Source organism: Aquimarina atlantica (assembly GCF_000626715.1).
Taxonomy (GTDB): Bacteria; Bacteroidota; Bacteroidia; order Flavobacteriales; family Flavobacteriaceae; genus Aquimarina; species Aquimarina atlantica.
Window position 1 is genome coordinate 336,987 of record NZ_AQRA01000004.1, and the last position, 23,080, is coordinate 360,066.

General features: G+C 30.3%; 24 protein-coding genes. All 24 read left to right on the forward strand.

The genetic code is table 11. The annotated features are described in order from the left end of the window. The first annotated feature begins 91 nt into the window (after window positions 1–91). The 24 genes from ATO12_RS10440 to ATO12_RS10555 all read left to right on the forward strand — a co-directional run bounded on the left by ATO12_RS10440 (window position 92) and on the right by ATO12_RS10555 (window position 22,936). Window positions 92–928, forward strand: coding sequence for a LytR/AlgR family response regulator transcription factor (locus ATO12_RS10440; RefSeq protein WP_034241691.1), 837 nt, complete (start codon window positions 92–94; stop codon window positions 926–928). 124 nt (window positions 929–1,052) lie between these two features. Then, window positions 1,053–1,715, forward strand: coding sequence for a CPBP family intramembrane glutamic endopeptidase (locus tag ATO12_RS10445; protein ID WP_034241693.1), 663 nt, complete (start codon window positions 1,053–1,055; stop codon window positions 1,713–1,715). 257 nt (window positions 1,716–1,972) lie between these two features. Next, window positions 1,973–2,455 carry a hypothetical protein gene (locus tag ATO12_RS10450; RefSeq protein WP_131248811.1) on the forward strand — a complete coding sequence of 161 codons (483 nt, stop codon included), beginning with the start codon at window positions 1,973–1,975 and terminating at the stop codon, window positions 2,453–2,455. Between the two features lie 213 nt (window positions 2,456–2,668). Next, on the forward strand, window positions 2,669–3,616 hold the full coding sequence (locus ATO12_RS10455) for a GTP-binding protein (RefSeq protein WP_034241697.1): 948 nt from the start codon (window positions 2,669–2,671) through the stop codon (window positions 3,614–3,616). A 52-nt stretch (window positions 3,617–3,668) separates the two neighbouring features. Next, window positions 3,669–4,217 carry a molybdopterin adenylyltransferase gene (gene mog / locus ATO12_RS10460; RefSeq protein ID WP_034241700.1) on the forward strand — a complete coding sequence of 183 codons (549 nt, stop codon included), beginning with the start codon at window positions 3,669–3,671 and terminating at the stop codon, window positions 4,215–4,217. Window positions 4,218–4,349: 132 nt separating this feature from the next. Then, window positions 4,350–4,844, forward strand: coding sequence for a hypothetical protein (locus ATO12_RS10465; RefSeq protein WP_034241702.1), 495 nt, complete (start codon window positions 4,350–4,352; stop codon window positions 4,842–4,844). Between the two features lie 274 nt (window positions 4,845–5,118). After that, a complete protein-coding gene (locus ATO12_RS10470; protein WP_034241704.1) occupies window positions 5,119–5,634 on the forward strand; it encodes a DUF6886 family protein in 516 nt (171 codons plus the stop codon). A 200-nt stretch (window positions 5,635–5,834) separates the two neighbouring features. Next, on the forward strand, window positions 5,835–6,656 hold the full coding sequence (locus ATO12_RS10475) for a LytR/AlgR family response regulator transcription factor (RefSeq protein WP_034241706.1): 822 nt from the start codon (window positions 5,835–5,837) through the stop codon (window positions 6,654–6,656). A 104-nt stretch (window positions 6,657–6,760) separates the two neighbouring features. Continuing rightward, on the forward strand, window positions 6,761–7,411 hold the full coding sequence (locus ATO12_RS10480; RefSeq protein WP_165583364.1) for a dioxygenase family protein: 651 nt from the start codon (window positions 6,761–6,763) through the stop codon (window positions 7,409–7,411). Between the two features lie 3 nt (window positions 7,412–7,414). Continuing rightward, window positions 7,415–7,891 carry a DoxX family protein gene (locus ATO12_RS10485; RefSeq protein WP_081802032.1) on the forward strand — a complete coding sequence of 159 codons (477 nt, stop codon included), beginning with the start codon at window positions 7,415–7,417 and terminating at the stop codon, window positions 7,889–7,891. A 256-nt stretch (window positions 7,892–8,147) separates the two neighbouring features. Beyond that, a complete protein-coding gene (locus ATO12_RS10490; RefSeq protein WP_034241708.1) occupies window positions 8,148–9,254 on the forward strand; it encodes a helix-turn-helix domain-containing protein in 1,107 nt (368 codons plus the stop codon). A gap of 100 nt (window positions 9,255–9,354) precedes the next feature. Next, on the forward strand, window positions 9,355–10,401 hold the full coding sequence (locus ATO12_RS10495; protein WP_034241711.1) for a S41 family peptidase: 1,047 nt from the start codon (window positions 9,355–9,357) through the stop codon (window positions 10,399–10,401). Between the two features lie 305 nt (window positions 10,402–10,706). Beyond that, window positions 10,707–11,582: a hypothetical protein gene (locus ATO12_RS10500; RefSeq protein WP_034241713.1), complete on the forward strand. Its 876-nt coding sequence runs from the start codon at window positions 10,707–10,709 to the stop codon at window positions 11,580–11,582. Window positions 11,583–11,854: 272 nt separating this feature from the next. Next, the gene (locus ATO12_RS10505; RefSeq protein ID WP_034241715.1) at window positions 11,855–12,460 is read left to right on the forward strand and encodes a histidine phosphatase family protein; all 606 of its coding nucleotides are present in this window, start codon (window positions 11,855–11,857) and stop codon (window positions 12,458–12,460) included. A 90-nt stretch (window positions 12,461–12,550) separates the two neighbouring features. Continuing rightward, window positions 12,551–13,639, forward strand: coding sequence for a serine hydrolase domain-containing protein (locus tag ATO12_RS10510; RefSeq protein WP_034241717.1), 1,089 nt, complete (start codon window positions 12,551–12,553; stop codon window positions 13,637–13,639). A 111-nt stretch (window positions 13,640–13,750) separates the two neighbouring features. Further along, a complete protein-coding gene (locus ATO12_RS10515) occupies window positions 13,751–15,028 on the forward strand; it encodes a serine hydrolase domain-containing protein (RefSeq protein WP_034242041.1) in 1,278 nt (425 codons plus the stop codon). 84 nt (window positions 15,029–15,112) lie between these two features. Then, on the forward strand, window positions 15,113–16,018 hold the full coding sequence (gene bla / locus ATO12_RS10520; RefSeq protein WP_394331713.1) for a class A beta-lactamase, subclass A2: 906 nt from the start codon (window positions 15,113–15,115) through the stop codon (window positions 16,016–16,018). Window positions 16,019–16,193: 175 nt separating this feature from the next. Beyond that, complete coding sequence (locus tag ATO12_RS10525) at window positions 16,194–17,360, forward strand: FAD-dependent monooxygenase (RefSeq protein ID WP_034241721.1); 1,167 nt, start codon at window positions 16,194–16,196, stop codon at window positions 17,358–17,360. Window positions 17,361–17,488: 128 nt separating this feature from the next. Next, window positions 17,489–18,748, forward strand: coding sequence for a hypothetical protein (locus tag ATO12_RS10530; protein ID WP_034241723.1), 1,260 nt, complete (start codon window positions 17,489–17,491; stop codon window positions 18,746–18,748). A gap of 26 nt (window positions 18,749–18,774) precedes the next feature. Further along, window positions 18,775–19,512, forward strand: a complete 738-nt coding sequence (locus tag ATO12_RS10535; protein WP_034241725.1) for a class I SAM-dependent DNA methyltransferase — start codon at window positions 18,775–18,777, stop codon at window positions 19,510–19,512. 386 nt (window positions 19,513–19,898) lie between these two features. Further along, a complete protein-coding gene (locus ATO12_RS10540) occupies window positions 19,899–20,462 on the forward strand; it encodes a Crp/Fnr family transcriptional regulator (protein WP_034241727.1) in 564 nt (187 codons plus the stop codon). Between the two features lie 170 nt (window positions 20,463–20,632). After that, window positions 20,633–21,022: a RidA family protein gene (locus ATO12_RS10545; RefSeq protein ID WP_034242042.1), complete on the forward strand. Its 390-nt coding sequence runs from the start codon at window positions 20,633–20,635 to the stop codon at window positions 21,020–21,022. A 340-nt stretch (window positions 21,023–21,362) separates the two neighbouring features. Then, window positions 21,363–22,127, forward strand: coding sequence for a type I methionyl aminopeptidase (map, locus tag ATO12_RS10550; protein ID WP_034241729.1), 765 nt, complete (start codon window positions 21,363–21,365; stop codon window positions 22,125–22,127). 44 nt (window positions 22,128–22,171) lie between these two features. Then, entirely contained in the window at window positions 22,172–22,936 is a 765-nt protein-coding gene (locus ATO12_RS10555) for a class I SAM-dependent methyltransferase (protein WP_034241732.1), read from the forward strand. Window positions 22,937–23,080: the final 144 nt, after the last annotated feature.

Genomic DNA, 23,080 nt, shown 5'->3' on the forward strand with positions numbered 1-23,080 from the left:
TAAAATGAATGATGACTAATTTTCTTGACAAAAATTCTATAGAGAAATTATTCTTTACTTTTGAAGCTGACAAAAAAAGAGCTTCTAATTCATGAGTATGACCCAACCCACAAGAAATGCAGTAAAAACAGTATGGCATACATTTATCAGTAGTTCTGCATGGCGTTGGTTGCAAAAAGCAATTGTATTGACGATTTTCTCTTTAGTGGTAAATCATTTAGCAACGCGTGATAGTTTTCTATATAGTGAATCGTATAGATTTCCCATAGAAGGTTTTCTGTCGACTATTGTTTTATCTATTCTCATTGGAATCATAGCAGATCTAAATTTTAAATTTTACAAGAAAAAACATTTCTCTAAAAAGGTAGAAATTGTCACTATCATATGGTTTATGATTTCTACTCTAGGATATATTACGATCATGTATATTCCTGTAAATATTATTATAGATAAAGTTGTAGGCGGACAGACAATATTCTATTATTTATTAATTGGTTTACTAATCACCTTATTATTGTGTTTTATTCTCATAGGTTTATTGTATGCTCAAGATATATACAATTTATATAGGTTATCCATAAAAGATGCTGAAATAACTATTGACAACGGCGCGAAAATGATGAAGCTTACCTATGAAAATATTGCGTGCTTTTACAGTGAAAACAAAATTGTGTATACTGTTCAAAATGATGGTACAACAATTAACACCGATTTTACATTGAATGAGCTCGAAGAAAAAATAAACGATCAATTGTTTTTTAGAGCCAATCGCCAAATTATCATTCACAAAGATGCTGTAGATCAAATTGAGAGGATCGAAAATGGCAAGTTGCGTATTCGGTTAAAAGCTTTCATTAAAAACGATGAGATTGCTGAAATTACTATCAGTCGCTACAAGCGAAAAGCATTTATAAATTGGTTTCAATAAAAGATACCAAAAACTACCGACTATTCAGTTATAATTTACGACCATCCAGTAAAAACATAAGTATTTAAAGGGGTTTTCAGAGATTTTGTTCATTACTTCGTTTAGAATTTAAAATCAAAAAACAATGAACAAAATCACCTTACGACAAATATTAATTCCGTTAATTACCATTGCAATCATCCTCTTTTTATGGTTTGGACCAATTAATTTAGATTTTCTAACGCTTATCGTTTCTTCAATAGTAATTTTTATAGCAAGTGCTATAGAATATAAAGGAAAAGCATTTTCAGAACTTGGGTTTCAACGCGAAAAATTTACGATCAAAAACATCTTAGTACTTGCCCCATTAGTTGCACTAGCGCTCTTTGTTTTTTATGCCTTTGCATTGGTTCCTGTAATTACAAAACTAACTGGAGTTCCTATAGATTATTCAAGTTTTGATCAATTAAAAGGAAATCTTCCTACCTTATTGCTTACTTTATTAATAGTGTGGGCTACTTCAGGATTTGGAGAAGAAATAATCTTTCGTGGTTATTTTATGCGACAATTTGTAAAATTCTTTGGAGAAAGCAAAATCAGTATAGTATTTAATATTGTCCTAGTTACTGGTTTTTTTGGTTTCATGCATTGGCAACAAGGCATTACAGGACAACTTGTTACTTGGATTACCGGAGCACTCATAGCCCTGATATTCTACTTGCGTAAATACGATTTGTGGTTTGTTATTGCTGTACATGGTTTTTTTAACACAATAGCTTTAACTTGTATTTACTTTGGTTTGGCGTAACGATACTAAGTAATAAATTTGAATTTAAATGTACGGATTACAAATCCGTATTATCGAAGCTTGCTCACAACACGATATTTGATGTCATAGCAGCTAAGCGATTAATCAAATGGTTGTTATATTTTGGTAAGACACAATGCTTTTCAGCAAAAGAAAATTAGCACCCAATGTACAGAAAACATCGAAAGCAAGGTAACAATTTGCCCTGCTACGACACATATATTAACGTTAGCTTTAATTATGAAAATCTATTAAATTTGAAAAACATTTATACCTATAATGCGCCAATAAAAGGATTACTTATAATAAAACTTTTATTAGGAATCAGTTTGTTATCTTTTTTTGTTTACTTATTTAAAAATGAAATTTTCCCTGATATCTGGACATTTGCAGGACCACTACTCAGTCTTGCACTTATAATAAACGGACTGACAAGCTCTAAAATAAAAGAAATAAATGTCCATAATTCACAGAAAATGATTGAAATTATTAAAGAATCCTTGTACTCAACAAAAACTAAAAAGATTAATTTTCAATCATTAAAATCAGAATTGAAATCAGAAAATGCAAAAAAAGTATTCGTTATTATAATTAAACTTAGATTAATTATTTTAGAAAATAATAAAGAGATTGAAGAGCTCGGCAGTAATTTGTTTTCACTTAATAATAGTAAGCTTACAAAGTTACATTATGACTTAAAGGCTATATACAAAAATAACCCAGATAGTGCGGAGTCGTAACCCATAAAACATACCAAAACATCAAAACAGTCACTTATAATGTGACTGTTTTTTTGTTAAAGTACATTTATAATAATCCAATTATAGATACGATTGTTTTAAATCCAGAGGATTATATTTTTAGTTCTGTTAGAAATTATTCAGATTTAGATCATAAATTAGAAATTGTTGTTTTAAATTTATTTTGAATTTAAAAGCACGTACAGAAAAGACATGGAAGCTATTATTACAGTTGTTGGTTTTTTGGGAGCAGGAAAAACCACATTATTAAAACACTTGATGATCGGCTATATTGACAAAGGTTGGAAGCCTTTTATTATTCTTAATGATTATGAAAATGCAAATCTTGATGCCCAACAATTTATCGAACAAATAGAACCTAAACAAGTCAAGGCACTTAGTGGCAGTTGTATTTGTTGTAGTGGCATAAATGAACTTAGAGATTTTGTGAATAGAATTCCTAAGCGAACTAATGGAATTACGCTTATTGAAGCTAACGGTACTTCTGATGCCTGTTCACTCATGAGCTTTCTTGGAGTTGGTCTCAACGATCGATTTCTCCCCCCTGTTCAAATATCGGTTGTTGATGTTAAAAATTGGCAAAAAAGAGGAGAACATAATGAACTTGAAGCAAATCAGATTCAGGTATCTTCTTTGATTGTATTAACACATATTGAAAATATACCATTAGACAGGTTAACCTTTGTAGTTAATGAACTACATAAACTTAACCCATTAGCAGAAATTATAAACATGGATAAGGTTGATGTTTCACTTCTTCCTAAACTCTCGCCATCTAAAAACAATGCTCAAAAGTTTGAACACCTTAAAGCGCATTGGTCTTCCTGCTCTACTGATCTACCAAATTTACCGAATTCAAATTGCATTTATGATATTTGTAATGTACTTCCAAAAAGTATCCTACGTGTGAAAGGTTGTACTCAAATTGGAAATAAAGAAGAGTACACTTATTTTGAACGAACTCCAAGTGGTGAAGTACTTGTTAGACCTTTTAATGGAGTACCAATAACAGGATCAAAACTTCTAACTATAGGCCCTGGGAGTGAACCCAAACTACTTGAAAAAGCAATCAAAACTAGCCTGTTACAACAGAATAAAAATGAACTTAAACACGCTACAACAAAGTATAAACCCTATTAAAACAGGGTTTATTTAACCCATAATTATAAACAAAGAAACTTATAGTAAAGATATGTTGAAAACCAAAATAGGAATTATAACAGTTAGTGATAGAGCTAGCGCTGGAGTTTATGAAGATGAGAGTGGAAAAGCAATTATAGATACTCTAAATGAATATTTGAATTCTGAATGGACAGATTTGTACGAAATTATTCCGGATGAACAAGATTTGATAGAAAAAACAATCATTGATATGGTTGATAATCAAAATTGCTGTTTAGTAATTACGACAGGAGGTACAGGACCTTCTAAAAGAGATGTTACACCAGAAGCTACTGAAGCCGTATGTGATCGCATGATGCCTGGATTTGGAGAGCTTATGAGAGCAGAATCATTAAAATATGTCCCTACTGCCATCCTCTCAAGACAAACTGCCGGCCTGAGAAAATCAAGTTTAATAATTAATCTTCCTGGAAAACCAAAATCGATAAGAGAGTGTTTGAGTGCCGTTTTTCCAGCTATTCCATATTGTATAGATTTAATGGATGGACCATTTTTAGAATGTAATGAAGATGTTATAAAGCCATTTAGACCAAAGAATAAGATAAAAGCCAACAGCTAACACTATGTAAACGCAATGCTTTTTTAGTGTTTTGAGGAAAATTTATGACAACAAACATCAGCGTATCTGGATAATAAATATGATAAAGTGTTTGAACAGTTGACAAAATGAACAGAAGTTAAACCTAAAAAAATGTCTAAGTATTTACTTAATTGCTTTTTACTTGTATTGCCCTTATTTATATGGAATATAGCTCTTTATAAATATCTACCCAAAGGCTATACATCTAAAGATATTTGGGATGATATTCCGTTTTGGCTAAATATAACTGAAAATATTCTAAGAGTAATTGTCTTTCTTTTCCCTCTATTAATGGTACTTTCTTTTCAATCTAAAACTCAAAAAATAGGATTAGTAGTTTACCTAGCTGCTCTTTTAATTTATTTTTTATCTTGGATTTTACAAATTTACTTTAGTGACAGTTTATGGAGCAGAAGTTTAATTGGGTTTATGGCTCCTGCATATACAACCATCTTTATTTTTATTGGAATTGCAATGATTGGCACACAATCAATTATTCTTATTCCAAGGGTAAGTTTGATTTATATTTTAGCATCAATACTTTTTGTTTCAATTCATACATACCATTCGTATTTAGCATACATAAATCTGCGACAACATATTTAGAAATTGATTAAATAAGAACGAAACCTGATAGCGCAAATTTGTAATCTGTGAAGCATACCCAAAATATTAAAATAGTCACTTATATTGTGATTGCTTTTTTGTTAAAGTACATTAACAATAATCGAGTTATAGATACGATTGTTTTAAATTTATTTTCAAGTTTTAATAGCACAGATTTGCAATCCGTGCTATCGAGATATATAATGTTGTTGGGCGTCATGAGATACAAATAAACCTCGTTATAATTCAAATTAACTAAAAATATGAATTCTAAATGTTAAGATTATTCCATATTAGTGAAGAAGAAAACATTGAAAAATTTAATCCTAGAATTTCAAAGAAACAATGGAATAACAAAATGTTGTATGTCTGGGCTATTTCAGAGCAAAAACTCCATAATTATTTATTGCCTAGAAATTGTCCAAGAATTTGTATCAATATGGGGCAATCTTCTATCTTAAAAGAACTATTACCCTTGGAAGAAATTCAAAATAGAAAGTCAATTATAATTGTACCTGAAAATTGGAAATCAAGCATACAAAACTGTATTCTTTATAAATATCAATTTAAAAAACAAAATTTCAAATTAATAGATAAAATCGCTGGTTATTATGTTAGCACAAAAACTGAATCTCCAATACATAAAGTAAAGATTAAAAACTGTATAAAAGAACTAGACGAATTGAATGTCGAATTAAAAATAGTCGATAAAATAAAAATGTTAAAAATTAAAGAAAAAATTGTCGAAAATTTAGAAGAATTCTCGATTATTAAGTGGAGTAACTTTTAATTATAAATTATGGTTTTAAACGATTATTGGAAAATAAAAAACACAGATTGTAAATCCGTGCCATCGGGTTTATATATATGTTTTTGTTTTAGATATTTCATGATATCTTTATTGTATAATACATAATAAATACAAATATTTACAAACGGGTATACTGGTACTATTGCACACATTATGTTGTTGGTAGTAATTAAAAAAAGATGAGAACACGGGAATTTAAAAAAACAATCAGCAAACTCCTACATCCCAATTTTGGAACATTGATTGTATTTTGTGTTGTACTTTATGGGTTGGCAATTTTTCAAGACTACGTTTTCTCCAGAATTAAACCAACTGGGTTTTATTGGTCCGATACTATGCTCTATAATATCTATTGGCTTTTATTTATTCCATTTATAAAAATTGCAAATTCTTTTTACAATAAAGTTCAATTCAAATCATTAACTAGCAAAGTAATGTATTCTATAGGCACAGGACTTTTATTTAGTGTTGTGCATATATTTATTTTTACTTCAATTTTTATTTTAGGGAGTAATCTTATCTATTTAGTACCTCATCGTTTTTTAACAATACTTAAAAATGCAGTCTCAAATCAATTACATATAACGGTAATTATCTATTTATTTAGTCCTTTTGTTTTTGATTACCTTAAAAGGAAAAAACAGTTAAATAAGCACTTCCAAAATCAAAAGATCAATAAGACCATTACTGTTAAAAATGGTAATCGTAGAATAAAGATTGATCCTTGTACAATTCTATTCATCAAAACTGACAGGCCCTATACAATGGTATATTCTAGTAATCAAAAATTCCTGCATGATGAGAGTTTAAAAAAACTTGAAAAATTATTAGATCCTCAAATCTTTCTTAGGGTACATCGTTCAGCAATTATTAATAAAAATCATATAAGAGAATTGAAATCTCGAAAGAATGGTGATTATGATGGAATTCTAACAAATGGACAATCTATTAGGTTTAGCAGACATTATCGACAGAATTGGAATGAATTGTTGAACCACTAAGCTTAAAAACCACTCCAGTTAGCCTATTTGCAGATAGTTGCCTTTTCAACACATTATATTTTTTTGACTTTTGAAATTCATTAAAATTTAAAAAAATGATGAATATGAAAGACACAGTAGCAATATACATCGTCGGTATTTTCTTAACTCTAAATGCTTGTTCGCAATCTGTCAAAAAGTATAACACGAATTTAAAAACGAAAATCACCTCAGAGAACACCAATCAAAAAGATTGTAATTGGTGTGGAACTTTCGAAGTTCCAAAAGATGTTTCATGGAGGACCATTATCCCTCCTAAAGAAGAACCAGGAGACAAACTTATTATTTCTGGAATGGTATATTTTCCCGATGGTAAAACTCGGGCAAAAGATATTATCGTTTACGTTCATCATACCAACAATAAAGGGGTGTATCCCAAAAGAGGAAATGAAAAAGGAAATGGTAAATACCATGGATATCTGAGGGGGTGGATGAAAACAGATTCAAATGGCAGATATGAGTTTGAGACCATACGCCCTGCCCCCTATCACAGTCATGATGGAGAGCCTGCTCACATCCACTATAGTATAGAAGGTCCCGGCTATCCCGAGTATTGGTTGACCGGACTGTGGTTTTCTGACGACCCTAGAGTAACTGAATATAAAAAGAAAATCGAGAGAAGCGGAGGGTTTTCAAATATTGTAACCTTAACAAAAGATGAAAATAATGTTTTAAGAGGTAGAAGAAATATTATACTTCAAAAGTTTAAAGATTAAGGTATGAAATCACTGTCATTTTTAAACAAATCGATTTGGACTGTCTCTGAAAAAAGTGTCAGTTTTAGTTTACTTCTATTAAGGTTTGGAGTCACATTTTCAATGATTTATCTACATGGGTACCCAAGATTTATAAACTTCAATGAATTTAGTACAGAATTTGCAGATCCCTTAGGAGTGGGTACCGTTGCGAGTTTAAGTCTTGTTGTATTCGCCGAATTCTTTTGTTCTTTGTTTTTACTATTTGGGTTGCTTACAAGATGGAATTGTATCCCACTAATTATTACCATGATTGTAGCTACCTGGGTGATTAATGGAGGGAAAGATTTTATTTTTCAAGAAAAAAGTTTTGTGTATTTAATTACCTACACCAGTTTATTAATAAGTGGAGGAGGTTACTTTTCTTTGGATTATCTGCTATTAGTTCGAAAAATGAAAACTAAAACGCTAACTACTATACTCGATGGCACAGATTTGTAACCTGTAAAACATACCATAATATAAAAACAGTCACACTATAAGTGACTGTTTTTATATTATGGTATGTTTATAGTTATAGATACGATTGTTTTAAATCCAGAGGATTATATTTTTAGTTCTGCCAGAAATTATGCAGATTTAGATCATGAATTAGAAATTGTTGTTTTAAATTTATTTTTGAAGTTTTAATAGTGCGGATTGCAAATCTGTGCTACCGGGATTACAAATAGTTAATAGTCTTAAAAAACACCGTTGAATGCTAAATATAATTGCTATAATTGTTCTTTTTGGAGCCATACAAGGGTTTTTACTTTGTTTGTATTTATATTTCAAAAAAAAAGACAATAAAAAAGCATTCAATAATTTTACTCTTTTTTTATTCTCATTATCCTTTTTTAATTTCACATATGCATTAATGTATATGAAGATTTCAAACTTGGGATTTATTCCTTTAACCTCTTTCCCTTTTCCATATAAGTATCTTATTGCAGTTGGTTTTTATTTTTTTATAAAAAGTCAACTATCTAAAGAAGAAAAAATCGTTTCAAAATATGATTACCTTCTATTCTTACCCGCTTTTTTTTATGGTCTATTACGAACATATTGGTATATAAAACTTCATACAGGTTTAGATAAAGATATTTTTTGGAATGTATATAAAGCAGGGTTCTTTACCTATAACGAATACGTTTATTTAATTTTCAACCTTCTTTTAGTAAGCCTGGCAATAAAATTTTTAACGAGGTACAAAACCCAAATAAGAGGAACAAAAGTTTCTCAAAAAAATTGGGAATGGTTCTTAAAATTTTCATACGTATTTATAGTTGTCATAATTTTAAACATAATATTAGCCGTAATTGTGCATATCGTAGGTGATCTATATAATGGAATAGTTTATTCAATTATTTTAATTTTAAATTCAATATATATTTATTGGGTAGGATTCGAGTCGCTTACAAAATCAAACTATTTATTCAATACGTTTACACTTAAAAAGCAAAATTCAATTGAAGATAAAACACCTAGTATATTGGCTCAAAAACTTGAACATTATATGAAAGTGGAGGAGGTTTTTAAAAATAAAAATTTAAAACTATCAGACTTAGCATATCTAATTGAAACAAATGAAAAAGAATTATCGGTATTTATTTATGAATCATTCGAAATGTCGTTCTCGGAGTATATCAATCGGTTTAGAATTGAAAAAGTTAAAACACTTTTAAAAACCGAAGATCAAAAAAAGTACACATTATTAGCCATAGCCGAAAATGCTGGTTTTAGCTCGAAATCTTCATTTAATGCTGTTTTTAAGAAATTTACCGGTTTAACCCCTTCCCAATACAAAGCAAGTCTTAAAAATTAATATGTCCAGTATTTTTTTTCTGGACATCCTTTCTGCTATTTTTCTTAAAAAACGGTAGGATTGCCTTTAGTTTTGTTTTCATAAATTAAAAAATAACATTATGAAATCAATCTTTGCAGGTATTACTATGTGTCTTTTACTTTTCTCATTAAACACGTATAGTCAAGGCGAAAATGTAACAGTTAAAGACAGTATTAATACATTTTATGACAAGCTCTTTGAAGAGCTGGAAGAAAACTACTTGCATACTAAAGATATAGATTGGTTAGGTCTGAAACCTTATATAAAAAAGAAAGCCTTAAAAAGTAAATCCTTCGAAGAGTCTTTAAAAACTACAGTACAACTATTTGATACCATTAAAGGAAATCATCTACTTCTTTTTTCAGAAAAAGATTGGTATAAAAGCACACTTGGCAAACAATTATCTCAAGAACAATTTAATCAAAGCCTTGCAGATGCTTATGAAAATGGAAAACCCTTTGAAGCAAAAGTTATTGATAAGAAATATGGCTATGTATTTATACCAGGAATGCTGTTAAAAGATGCTACGAGAGAAGAGTTAAATAAAGCTGCTCAAGAAATTTATGATGCCATTACAAAAGTAGATCAATCACACAACATTAAGGGCTGGATAATTGATCTTCGTTTAAATATTGGTGGTAATTCTAATGTAATGCTTGCCGGGTTGTATCACTTATTAGGAAATGGTACCACTCACCTGTCCCTGGATATTGATAAAAATGTAAAAATCCTTACCAGCATTTATAATGGTACTTTATATAAAAATCACAAAATAAATACAGCTGTAAAACCAAACTCAAAACCAAAATCACAAGTTCCTGTTGCTCTAATATCAGGAATTATGACAAACAGCGCAGGAGAATTTGTAGTTTTGGGTTTTAGAGGTCGTAAAAATACTATTGTGATTGGAGAAGAAAGTTATGGGAGTACGACTGCAAATGACTTGTATGAATTACCATATGATACAAAGGCTGCAATTACAGAAAGTTATGGAACAGATAGATCTGCTAAATTTACTAAGACTATTATTCCTGATATAGAAGTTATAAAACAACACAATTTTGAAGATCTAACAAAAGATAAGAACGTCATTATGGCTATTAAATTTATCGACTCAAAACAATAAATCAGATATTCTTGATGTATAGGGGTATCACTCACGATAGCATGAATTTGTAACCTGTAAAACATCCCTATATATCAAAACAGTCACTTATAATGTGGCTGTTTTCTTGTTAAAGTACATTCATAATAACCCGGTTATAGGTATGGTTGTTTTAAATCCAGAAAATTATATTTTTAGTTTTGCCAGAAATTATGCAGATTTAGTTCATGAATTAGAAATGGTTGTTTTAAATTTATTTTGAAGTTTTAAAAGCACGGATTGCAAATCTGCGCTATTGAATTATAAGGAATAAAATAAAGATACTTATGAAAGAAGGGTATTTCCACATTGCTGGCCCGATTTATTTTTATGCAAATGATCATGGTGAATTCGAGGATACAGATCATGTTGATACTTTTAATGAAAAATGGGGTTTTGAAGTTTTTGAAGCATTGGATATTGCCAGTAAACAATTATCTGATTTTGTAGAAAAGCATACTGGTTCCTTTGTTGGTATAAGACTTTCAAAAGCTGGACAATGGTTTAGTCTTCTTGATCTTATAGGTAATTTAGGTATCAAATCAATAGTAGACAAACATATATCTTCTTTAAGAAATTTTGTTGAAGCTTGTATAAAGGCTTCCTATGATATCGATGAGGCAATTTGGTGTGATAACGAAAGTAATTTAGGTCAATCAGAAGCCTCCTGGCTAGCCTGCAGATCTATTGAATCTGTTCCTTTATTTATAAGATTTTTAGAAACTTGTGATTTAGATCATGAGACAGACCATGCAGGTGATATTGCCGATGTATTTTGGGCCCATGGATGGACTAATGCGACCATGGCACTTTGGGTTGCACGTGTTGGAAATTGTTGTGGGCAATACGGACATAATGAAGGTTGGTATAGTGAACCTTATTTAGCAGACTGGATAAGGAAAGATAAGAACCGTGAGCAATTATTAATTCAATTAATCGCAGGAAATCTAATAGCGATTAATTCTTGGGATCTAAATTATCCCATAATAGAATTGATAGCCTCTAATGAAGATTGGTTTGCTACCCCTGATCACGGGTTAGGAGAAATAGCTGTACGTGTTACTAATGAAGCTATTAAATTAGCTAAAAGTATTGCAAAACATCATTTAGAAAATGGGACACAACCCAATAAGCATTGGTTACATGTGCTTCCGGATTCCTGATAAAACAGAAATGTATAACAAACTATTATAGCACGGATTTGTATCTTAAATCCGCGTCATCGGTTAGAGAGAGGGAGTTTATAATTCAGCCTATTGGATACCCCTGTAGAACTATGAATCTTCTAGCTACGTTTGCGTATGTCAATCCCAATGAATATTTTAGGGCATGCAGTTTGTCTTGTGCCCATATCTATATATTTTACAACATTTTAAAGATACTCGACAGATTGCTTTTACATAGCTACTTATGTATAATTGTAAATAAATCAAAAATGAAACGAATTTGTCTGATTACTCATTGTGAAGCCACACATACGGTAGACGGAAGGGTTGGTGGATGGTTCGACTCAGATCTAACAGTAAAAGGAAAACAACAAGCATCTCTGTTGCCAAGTAAGATTAGAGAGTTGGGGTTTGATGTTCAAAACTTAACTGTTTATAGTTCAGATTTAAAAAGAGCTGCCCAAACAGCTCAGATTTTGACGAACGGGACAAATACACCACTAATTCTCGATCAAAGACTTAGAGAAATGTCTTTTGGAACACATGGAGGAATGGTACAAAGTGAGCATAATAAAATCATGATACCTGTAAGCCCTAATGGAAACAGATTAGATCATCGGATATGTAAAGGAGCAGAAACTAGAAGAAATGTAGCAGAACGTATATGTCAATTTGTTGATGAGATAATAGAATTGGAAAAAGATATAATAGTTGTAACACATGGATTTGCAGCAACGTTTTTTATCGCAGCTTTTCAAAAAATTGATATTTCATCGATGGGTTATATCAATTACAGGCTTAATCCAGGTAGTATTTCAATACTCGAAGAAGATAATATATTTAAAAGTAGAGTTATCAAGCTTTTAAATGGATAAAACGCACATAACACTATATAAAATCATAGCTTTCATTCTATCGCTACGCTTTATATATTAACTAACAACCCTATTAATAGAACTTTAATCATGAAATTTAAATTTTTAATTGTATTCATTTTTGTATCTATAAGTACGCTAAGTTATGCTCAGGAACAACTACCGGATTTACCCGAAGATATTAAACAGCAGACTCAAAAACGAATAGATTTAGGGTACCATTCAGGTACTGTAATTGGTGTTGTAGATAAAAGCGGTGCACGTTATTATGGTTTTGGACAAAAATCTTTTGACGATACATCAAAACCAGACGAGTATTCAATTTTTGAAATTGCATCTATTACAAAACCATTCACAGCCGCACTTCTTGCTGATTTAGAACTGAAAGGTGAAATTAAGATAAATGATGCTATTGAAAAATATGTCCCCGTTTTTAAACAAGTATTAGCAAAGAGTAACAGAACAATTACACTGGAAGATTTACTCAATCATACCTCTGGACTTCCGCGCAATCCAACCAATACAAAAACAGAGGATTCTAATCGATATAAAGACTATTCTGTAGATGATTTAAACGAATACTTATCTGGCTATACCATGACAAATAGTACAAGAACCTATCGGTATTCAAGTCTTGCCTATTTACCATTAGAACTTGCTATAGAAAACAGAATGAATACAACTTATGAAGATTTGATAAAAGATCGAATATTGAAACCGCTGGAAATGAATGACACCTATTTTGTTGTGCCTCAAAACAAAAGAGATCGGTTAATTATGCCCTATAGAAATGGTAAACAGATGCCTGAACTAGATATGGGGCAGTTTCCTGCTGGCGGCGGAATAAAAACAAGTCCAAAAGACTTGATACAATTCATAAAAGCACAACTCGACTTGTATGTCACACCTTTGAGTGAAGCATTCGAAATGACTCATAAGGAACGATTTTCAAATAAAAAAGAGACATTAGGGCTAGCCTGGAGTATCCTAAGAAGAAAAGAATCTGGAAAAACTTTAATTTATCATAAAGGTGGATCTAAAGGCTTTGTTAGTTTTGCTGGATTTAATGTTGAAGATCAAATAGGTGTTGTTGTCTTAACAAATGGCATTCGCTATTTTAGTGATTTAGGATTTAAAATTTTAGATCCTACCTACCCTTTGACTATTGTGCAAAAGTAAACAGTAAGACGGTTGTTAATTGCACATATTAAGATTATTATCTACAAGCTGAAAAACGAAACTGTAACAAAAATCAATTTTTTTAATCCTTTAAGGAAACTAAAAGAACAAATGAAAAAAATAGCTTTAATAGTAATCTTAGGAATTGCATTTTCGTCATGTAATCAAAGTAAAAAAAACAACGATAATACTAAAAGTGAAGTCCAAATTGTAAGAGATTCTTTGACAGCAGAGTTAGATTCTATTCAGAAAAGTGGACTAATAAACGGGTTTGCTGTCGCTATGGTAAACCAAAACGGAGTGTTATACGAAAAAGGGTTTGGGTATTCTAATCAAGAAACAAAAGAAAAATATACAGAACACACAATCCAACATATTGCTTCTGTGTCTAAAACATTAATAGGGATTTCATTAATGAAGGCACAAGAAATGGGGAAATTAAAGCTTGATGATCCAATTCATAATTATTTACCATTCGAAGTAATTAATCCTAATTATCCAAATGAAAAAATAACAATAAGACAATTAGCCACACATACATCAGGTATTAATGATACCGAGCAGTATATGCAAAAAGCTTGGATTCTCACAAAAAATCAAGACTTAACAAATGTGAGTACAGATTACCCTGCACAGCGATTAAATTCATCTGAATTCAATATCCCTATGGAAGAATACTTGAAAGGATATTTAGAAATCAATGGTACATTTTATCAAGGTGATAATTATCTAAACTTCAAACCAGGCGAACGTTATAATTATTCAAATATAGGTGCAACTTTGTGTGCTTTAGTTATTGAAAAAGCAACAGGTAAAACATTCGATTCATTTACAAAAGAACATATACTTAAACCATTAGGTATGAATTCGACAGGTTGGTCCTTAAAAGATGTTAATATAAAAAAGCATTCTAGGTTGTATAGAAATGACAATACACTTTTACCATTTTATACTGCAATAACTTATCCCGACGGAATGCTTATTTCATCAAGTAGTGATATGGCAAAATATTTAGCAGAACTGGTTAAAGGATATTGTGGTGAAGGTACATTACTCTCTAAAAATAGTTATAAAGAACTCTTTACAGAGCAATTAGAAGAGAAAAACTTTGAATCAAGAAATGCGGGTCACCCATATAACGGAGATTACAGTCCTGCAATTTTTATTGGGCATAGTGCTTTGGGATACATAGGGCATTCTGGCGGTGATGCGGGAGTCGGAACGTGGATGTATTTTGATAAAGAGAAAAAAACAGGAAGGTATATTGTGATTAATACAGATATGGGAAATGATGAACGCTCTAAAGAACTAGAATACTATGCAATTTGGGATAAAATGAATGAGTATTTTGATAGGTTGAGTGTAGAAAAACCAGCACATGCCCAATAAGAGATTCGTTACTAAATTGATAGCTTATCACTTTCTACCGCAATACTTGTCATATAGTAAACGTTAGTTACAACAAAAAGAAAAATTATGGTAAAAAAAAGGCCTATAACATTCTTAATCTGTTTAATAATTTTTGCACAAGGATATTCACAAAAGATTGAAACACTAAGACAGAAAATTGAAGGTATTATAAACTCCAAAAGCGCAGTAGTTGGAGTTGCAATTAATGGAATGGAAACTAAAGACACATTAAGTATCAATGGACAAAGACATTTTCCAATGCAAAGCGTGTTCAAGTTTCCAATTGCGTTGACTATTTTATCCGAAATAGATAAAGGTAACCTTTCTCTTGAGCAAAAAATTGATATCAAGAAAAGTGAGTTATTGCCTGGACTATGGAGCCCTATACGAAAAAAATATCCCGAAGGAGCTACACTTACCATAGCAGAAATTATGAAATATACAGTTGCTTTAAGCGATAACGTAGGTTGTGATGTACTACTAAAACTTCTTGGCAAACCTCAAGCTGTTGAAAATTATTTTTCTAAGCTCGGTTTTAAAGATTTTTCTGTAAAAATAAACGAAGAAACCATGCAAAACAATTGGGATCTACAGTTTTTAAATTGGACAACACCAAAAGAAGCGAACAAGATCCTGGCAACATTTTATAAAAACAGTAACGGTCTACTTTCCAAAAAAAGTCACGAATTTGTGTGGAATGTAATGAAAGGAACTAAAACAGGTAAGAACAGATTAAGAGGGCAATTGCCTAAAGAAACCATAGTAGCGCATAAAACAGGCTGGTCGGGAGCACATAAAGAAACAGGGATAACTGCCGCAGTAAACAACATTGGAATTGTTTTTCTACCAAATGGAAAATACTTTATCATAAGTGTTTTTATCACAGAGTCAGCAGAAAACTTTGAAACTAACGAGAAAATGATATCCGATATTTCGAAAGCAACCTGGGATTATTTTATAAACCAATAAGTTATAAGTTTTCTTATTATCTTAATCGAATATTTGTAAGTAAAATCAACAGGTAATAATGTGAATAACAAATAACGGTTTAAGTGATAAAGCAAAGATTGGTAAAAAACTAAAAAGTTAGTAATAACAACCTGCTACTACCCATACATGCTACCGTTATCAGTATTATGGTAAAATGAGAGATACAAAAGATAAGATTGCAATTGTCGGTGGAGGAATCGGTGGCTTAACAATGGCTCTGACTTTAAAAAAGAATAACCAGGATTTTAAACTCTTTGAAAAATCTAATGAATTTAAAGAAGTCGGAGCAGGTATCGGACTTGCATCTAATGCTCTAAAAATATTTGATAAACTTAATATAGGTGAAGAGTTAAGAGCAAAAGGGCATTTGCTAAAAAGAACAATACTTGCCACCAAAAAATTAAAAATTCTAAAAACGGTTCCTTTCCCAGAAGAGGTTTATTGCATTCATAGAGCATCAATCATAGATGTTATCTCTGGCAAATTAGATCAAAACTCGTATGAGTTAGGTAAAGAAGTTAAAAGTATTGAAAACGAAGAAAGTGTAAAAATTACGTTTAACGATCATACGGTTAGAGAATTTGATACTTTAATTGCTTCTGATGGTATTAATTCTACCGTTAGAAAATCTATTTTTCCCGAAATTAAAATAAGACATACGCATCAAATAATTTGGAGAGGAATTACTGAGTTTGATATTAATTCTGATCTAAAACATACATATTATGAGCTTTTTGAAGGAACGTTGCGATTTTTATTTTTGCCATTAAACGATACCAAAATATTCTGGTTAGCAGTACAGGAAAAAAAGAATTTCAATAAAGATGTGTCGACATCTCTAAAATCGTACCTAATAGAAACTTATCAAAATTTTGCTCCTATAGTGTTGGATATGCTAAACAAAACAACCGAAAGCGACATTCTTCAAAATGAATTGGCAGATATAAATCCCAGCTATAAAGACTGGTTTAAAAACAATACTGTTTTTATTGGTGATGCTATTCATGCTACCACACCTAATCTTGCACAGGGAGCTTGCCAAGCTATCGAAGATGCGTACACTTTGGGGCTTTGTTTTAAAAACAATACCGGTAATGCTTTTTCTGAATACCAAAACATAAGATCTAAAAAAGTTAAATACATTGTGAAGCAATCCTGGAAAATTGGTAAAATGTCAATGACAAATACTAGTTTTCAAAAAAAACTACTCCTTTTATTATTAAGATTTCTTCCCAAAAAGCAATATCAAAAAAGATTTAATCGCATAATCAACATTGAATATTTAAATACATTAGAACATATTCCCAGTGGCAATAATTAAAGACTATGGTAATTCAAAATTAACTACTTCTTTTTTTAGATTAGAAAGAGATAATGAATTAACTCTTATTTTTTAGGCAAACTGTAACATTTATCATTGTATTCCATCTTTTATTTAAAACCAATACTATGAAAGAAATCAGAAAATTGTTATTTCTTATTATTTTGTTATTTGCTTGTTTTGCTTCAAAAAAGTTGTCCGCACAAAATGATTATTCTATTGACTCCATTATTCAATCAAATAAATATACTTTCAAAATTGTAAACAATGAAATTATTGGAAATGGAAAAGATTTTTTAAAAAAAGAAGCTGGAAATTCTCAATTTTTCATGATTGGTGAGTTACATGGAAATCAAGAGACTCCCCTATTTACTTCTGCTATTCTTAACTTACTAAAGCCTGTAGGATACAACAATTTTGCTATTGAAATTGGTCCTTTCAGTAATAAAAAATTACTATCTATTATTAAGCAAAAAAATGGTGTTGATTCTCTATCAAATTTTTATAAAAAATACAACCCAGATAATTTAACAAATCCAATTCCCTTTTTTGATGGGATGGATGAAGTTAGAATGCTACAAACTGCTTTAATTAATAACTATACTATCTGGGGAATCGATCAAGAGTTTGTGTATGCTGCCCCCTTTTTATTTGATGAAATTTTTAATACGGTAAAAAAACTAAAAAATAATTCAAAAGATTATGAACAGATCTATAAAAAAGCTCACGCTTCTTTATTAAAACACCTTACTACGAAATCCAAATCCAAATTTAATCTTCTATTAATGGATAAACATATTCTTGAGTTTATTTCTGAATCAAAAGGAACAGATAACGAGGTTACTACTCTATTAACAGAGTTAGAAAAAAGTTGGCAAATATATGCTTACGGAAACGGCCCGACAAAACAATATTTTGAAAGTAATAACTCAAGAGCGATTATGATGAAACATTACTTTTTTGACTATTATAAAAAAGCTTTATTAAAGGAGCCCAACCCAAAAATGGTCTTGAAGATGGGTAGTATGCATACCGTTTATGGAAAAAATCCTTTAGCAATTTATGATATTGGAAATACTCTATATGAATTAGCAATATTAAATAGTTCTAAAAGTTTTAATCTTGCACTTGCTGGTAGGTATTACATTAGAAGCAGTGGAGAAAAAATTGATCGCTTGAAATATGTTCCAGAGTATAAAAAACTATTTGAACATCAAGAAAAAAATCTTTGGACTCTCTTGGATTTAAGACCTCTTAAAAAAGCTATTTACAATGGGAAAATTAAGATAGATGATAAGAAATTTAAAAAGCTCCTTAACAGATATGATTCTGTTCTCCTGAAAACTCTTACAGCTGCAACAGAAGATATTAGGGATTATAAAAAATAAATAACTCATAAAAAATTTCAACATAAATGAATAGCCTGTATTCTGATTTAGCTAAAGTTTATGATGCAATGTATGCTACTTTTATTGATTATAAAGATGAATATGAGTTTTATAGTGAAGTACTTAAGAAATATAACAAAAAAAGCCTTTTAGAAATAGGTAGCGGAACTGGAAACTTGACAACATATTTTAAAAAAAATGGATTTGAATATTTAGGCTTTGATTTAAATGAAGAAATGCTGGAGATAGCCAGAATAAAAAACCCCGATTGTATATATATAAAAGGAGATATGCGTTCTTTTAAACTTGAAAAACCAGTGGAAAGCATAATAATGACAGGAAGGACTATTAGTTATCTACTTAGCAATCAAGATGTAGAATCTACCTTAAAAAGCATTCATAATAATTTAGAAAAAGGAGGGGTATTTTGTTTTGATTTCATTGATGCCAATAAATTCATACCAGAAATTTCTGAAGGAAAAGAAATAACACACGAAGCAAGTTATGATAACATATACTATGTTCGAAAAAGTAAGTGGAACCTAAATTTAAAACAAGGAATGGATTTTATTTGGGAATCAAATTATTATAAAAAAGAAGGAAAGAAATTAATTGAAATCGGAAAAGACAATTCGATAATACGAACTTTTACCATAAATGAAATTGAAATATTTCTTCAAATAAATAATTTTGAAATCAGAAAAATTATTAAGAAAAAATCATATGCTTTTCCAACTTATGCTATTATTGCTCTTAAAAAATAGAGCCTCCTTTTTATTTTCCTTTCAAGAAAGAAGTACAGACAACAAAATGTTGAATAGAATAGTCTAGTATACCATCTTAATTATCAACATTAAACCTATCGAAGGTATTTATATAAGTATTTTCAAACATCCTTGATAGTTTTTGATCATTTTTTGTTTTAAAGCCTTGATGAACAAAATCAAAGTAATCTTGAACTGTTTTTCTTGAAAAATAGTTCAGTATTCAGTTTAACATAAATTTTGGTAAGTTTTTTTTATAAAAAAATCATTTTTTTCCCAAATCAAAAAACAACTTCTATATATTTAAATAGATAAAATCAGGTTAATACAAAGATTCGTGTTAGACATCATTTAAGTACAATATCCAAAATTAGAACTATTCTTTAATGAAGGAAAAATTAAAAGAGCATATCGAAAAGCTAATACCTCTTACAGAGGATGAGTTTACTTTTATTTTATCCCATTTTTCAATTGAAAAATATAAAAAAAACGATTTTCTTATTCAACAAGGAGAAAATGTAAATTACTGCTACTATGTTGTTTCCGGACTTTTAAAGTTAGTATTTAACGATAAAGATGGGAAACAACATATTGTGTCATTTGCCATGGAAGATTGGTGGGAAAGTGATTTTTCAGCTTATTTTATGCAAACTAAAGCTAAAATGTCACTGCAATGTATTGAAAACACTATTGTATTTTCGATTAGTCTTAAGAATTATCAAAAATTATCAACTGAATTACCAAAAATGGGGTCTTTCTTTCTCAAAAAATCTAACTTAGGACATATTGCTTCACAAAATAGGATTTTATCTTTTCTAACTTCAAATGCTAAAGAGAGGTATGAACAGTTACTTAAGCAATATCCTCTATTATTTCAACGAGTTCCCAAAACCCTTTTAGCTTCATATTTAGGTGTTTCGCGTGAGACACTTAGTCGGCTTTCTTCCTAAAATTTTCATTTCTTCATAATTGTGATGTTTGTCACACTCGAACAATACTATTATTCAAATATTTGTAGTGTAAATACAAAATTACATTTATGAGAAATAAAGTAATAGTATTCGTACTTATATTATTAACTACAGTGCCAACATTAGCACAAAAGAAAAAAAAGGAACAAATGGAAAAACAAATAATTAATCCATGGAAATGGCAGGATGAAAGAAGTTATGCACAAGCAATTGAAGTTAAAAAACCTGAAGGAACCCTATATGTTTCTGGACAAACGGCAATCAACAATGATGGAAAATCAAGTACTGGTGACATGAAATTCCAACTAATTGAATCTATTAAGAATTTAGAGACAGTTATTGAGAAAGCTGGATATGAATGTAAAAATATTGTTAGATTAAACATCTATACTACTTCATCAGATGAGTTTTTTTCTTGTTTTGATGTCTTCCAAAATTGGATAACTAAACACAACATAAAACAAGCAAGTACTTTATTAGAGGTAAAAAGTCTTTTTGAAACATTAAAAGTAGAATTAGAAGTCACTGTTGTAAAATAGTATTTGATTAAGGCATTCTAAATTAAAAAAAACGAATACCCAACAGCGCATCCTATGTAAAGCTTTTTCTAAGTTTTAGGTTAAAAACACTAGACCTAAACATTCTAATCGATTCATAATTAATAATTCAACAATAAATAACTGGATAAAATCAAAGCAATTTTAAACTGTTTTTCTTGGAAAATAGCCTGTAATGAGTCTAAAATTAATCATTGTAAATTCTTTTTTATAAAAAAGTCATTTTTTCCCAAATCAAAAAACAACTTCTATATATTTGAATAAACAAAACCATGTTAATACACAGAGATTCACCATATAATTAATCAGAAAAAGCATATAGATGTCAATAACAAAAGAATCCGAATTAATCGGAATGAAAAAAATTAGTAAAGTCGTTGGTACTACACTTAAACTAATGAAAAAATACGCTAAAGTTGGTATGTCTACTAAAGAATTAGACGAGTACGGTGGCAAAATTTTAAAAAGCTACGGAGCTAAATCTGCACCTTATAAGATGTATGGTTTTCCTGGTTATACTTGCATAAGTATAAATAAAGAAGCTGCTCACGGAATCCCATCTGAGAATAAAATACTAAAAGAAGGAGATTTAATTAATATTGATGTTTCAGCTGAGCTGAATGGGTTTTGGTCTGACAATGGAAGCTCATTTATTATCGGAAAAGATATTCACAATCACCAACCACTTGTGGATGCTTCTAAAAATATATTGCGTAAAGCAATAAATAATATAAAAGGTGGAGTGAAAATTTCAGACATTGGGTATCTAATAGAAACCGAAGCTAAAAAAAATGGGTTTAAAGTAATCAAAAACTTAGCTGGACATGGAGTTGGGAGAAGTTTACATGAAGACCCAGAAAATATTTTGAATTACAGAGTTAGAAGTAATAGAGAAAGATTTAAGAAAAATACCACAGTAGCTATTGAAACTTTCATTTCAACAAAATCAACTGTTGCCATAGAACTGGATGATGGTTGGACTTTAGTTGGAGACAAAGGCGGTTTTGTTTCTCAGCACGAGCATACAATATTAATAACAGCCAAACACCCAGAAATTCTTACAAAATCTAATGGTATTTTTCTATAGACATAAGAAAATTCTCACTTATATATTATTAACATAAAATCATAATGAAAAGTATTGGAAATGATATAACAGAAAGACTCATTGAAACTGGTAAATTAAAACCCGGGATGAGAGTTTTAGATTTGGGATGCGGAAATGGAAATGTCTCTTTTATAGTTTCAAAGTTTGTCGGTCAACACGGAATAGTTGTAGGATTGGACAATAATAAAAATGCTATTAATGCTGCCAAACAAAAAGCAAATGAACTTGAGCTTTCTAACATGAAGTTTATCGAACTCGACATTACTAAAAACTTTGAGATAGAATATTCAAAATTTGACGTCATTATAGTCAGGCGTGTATTGATGTATCTTTCTAATCCGATTAAAACCATTAGAAATGCTATTACTCACTTAAAACCAAATGGTTTATTTTTAGTTCAAGAAAATGATATGTCGCTCGTTCCAATTGGCTTAGAAGGAATGCCTATTCACCAGAAAATAATTGGTCTCATAAAAAAGACACTTGCTAAAGAAAATGCAAATCTAAACTTTGGTTTTGAATTAAATACGATTTTAACAAATTCGGGATTGAAAGTAGAGAAAATTTGGGCAGAAGCAACAGTTAGTACGCCTTCCCAGCTCACTCCTTGGAGTTTTTTAGCAAACGTAATGAAAGAAAGAATGCTAAAACATGAAGTAATAAAAAATTTATCCGAACTAAACCTCGATAGTTTAGAAGAAAGATTAACTGAAGAAAGGTTGTCAAACACCAAAACTTTTATATCAGACATAGTTTTTTGTGGTGTAGCAAGAAAACTTAGCATTTAATTTTATCAAAAAAACAGACAACTCACTACAACATTATATACAATAAATAAGGCATTCTGCTGTTCACGAAAGTTTAGTAATATTTACTAATACCGTGAAATCATTCATTTAGTTCAATTAAAATTTGAAAGTTTATCACTCACC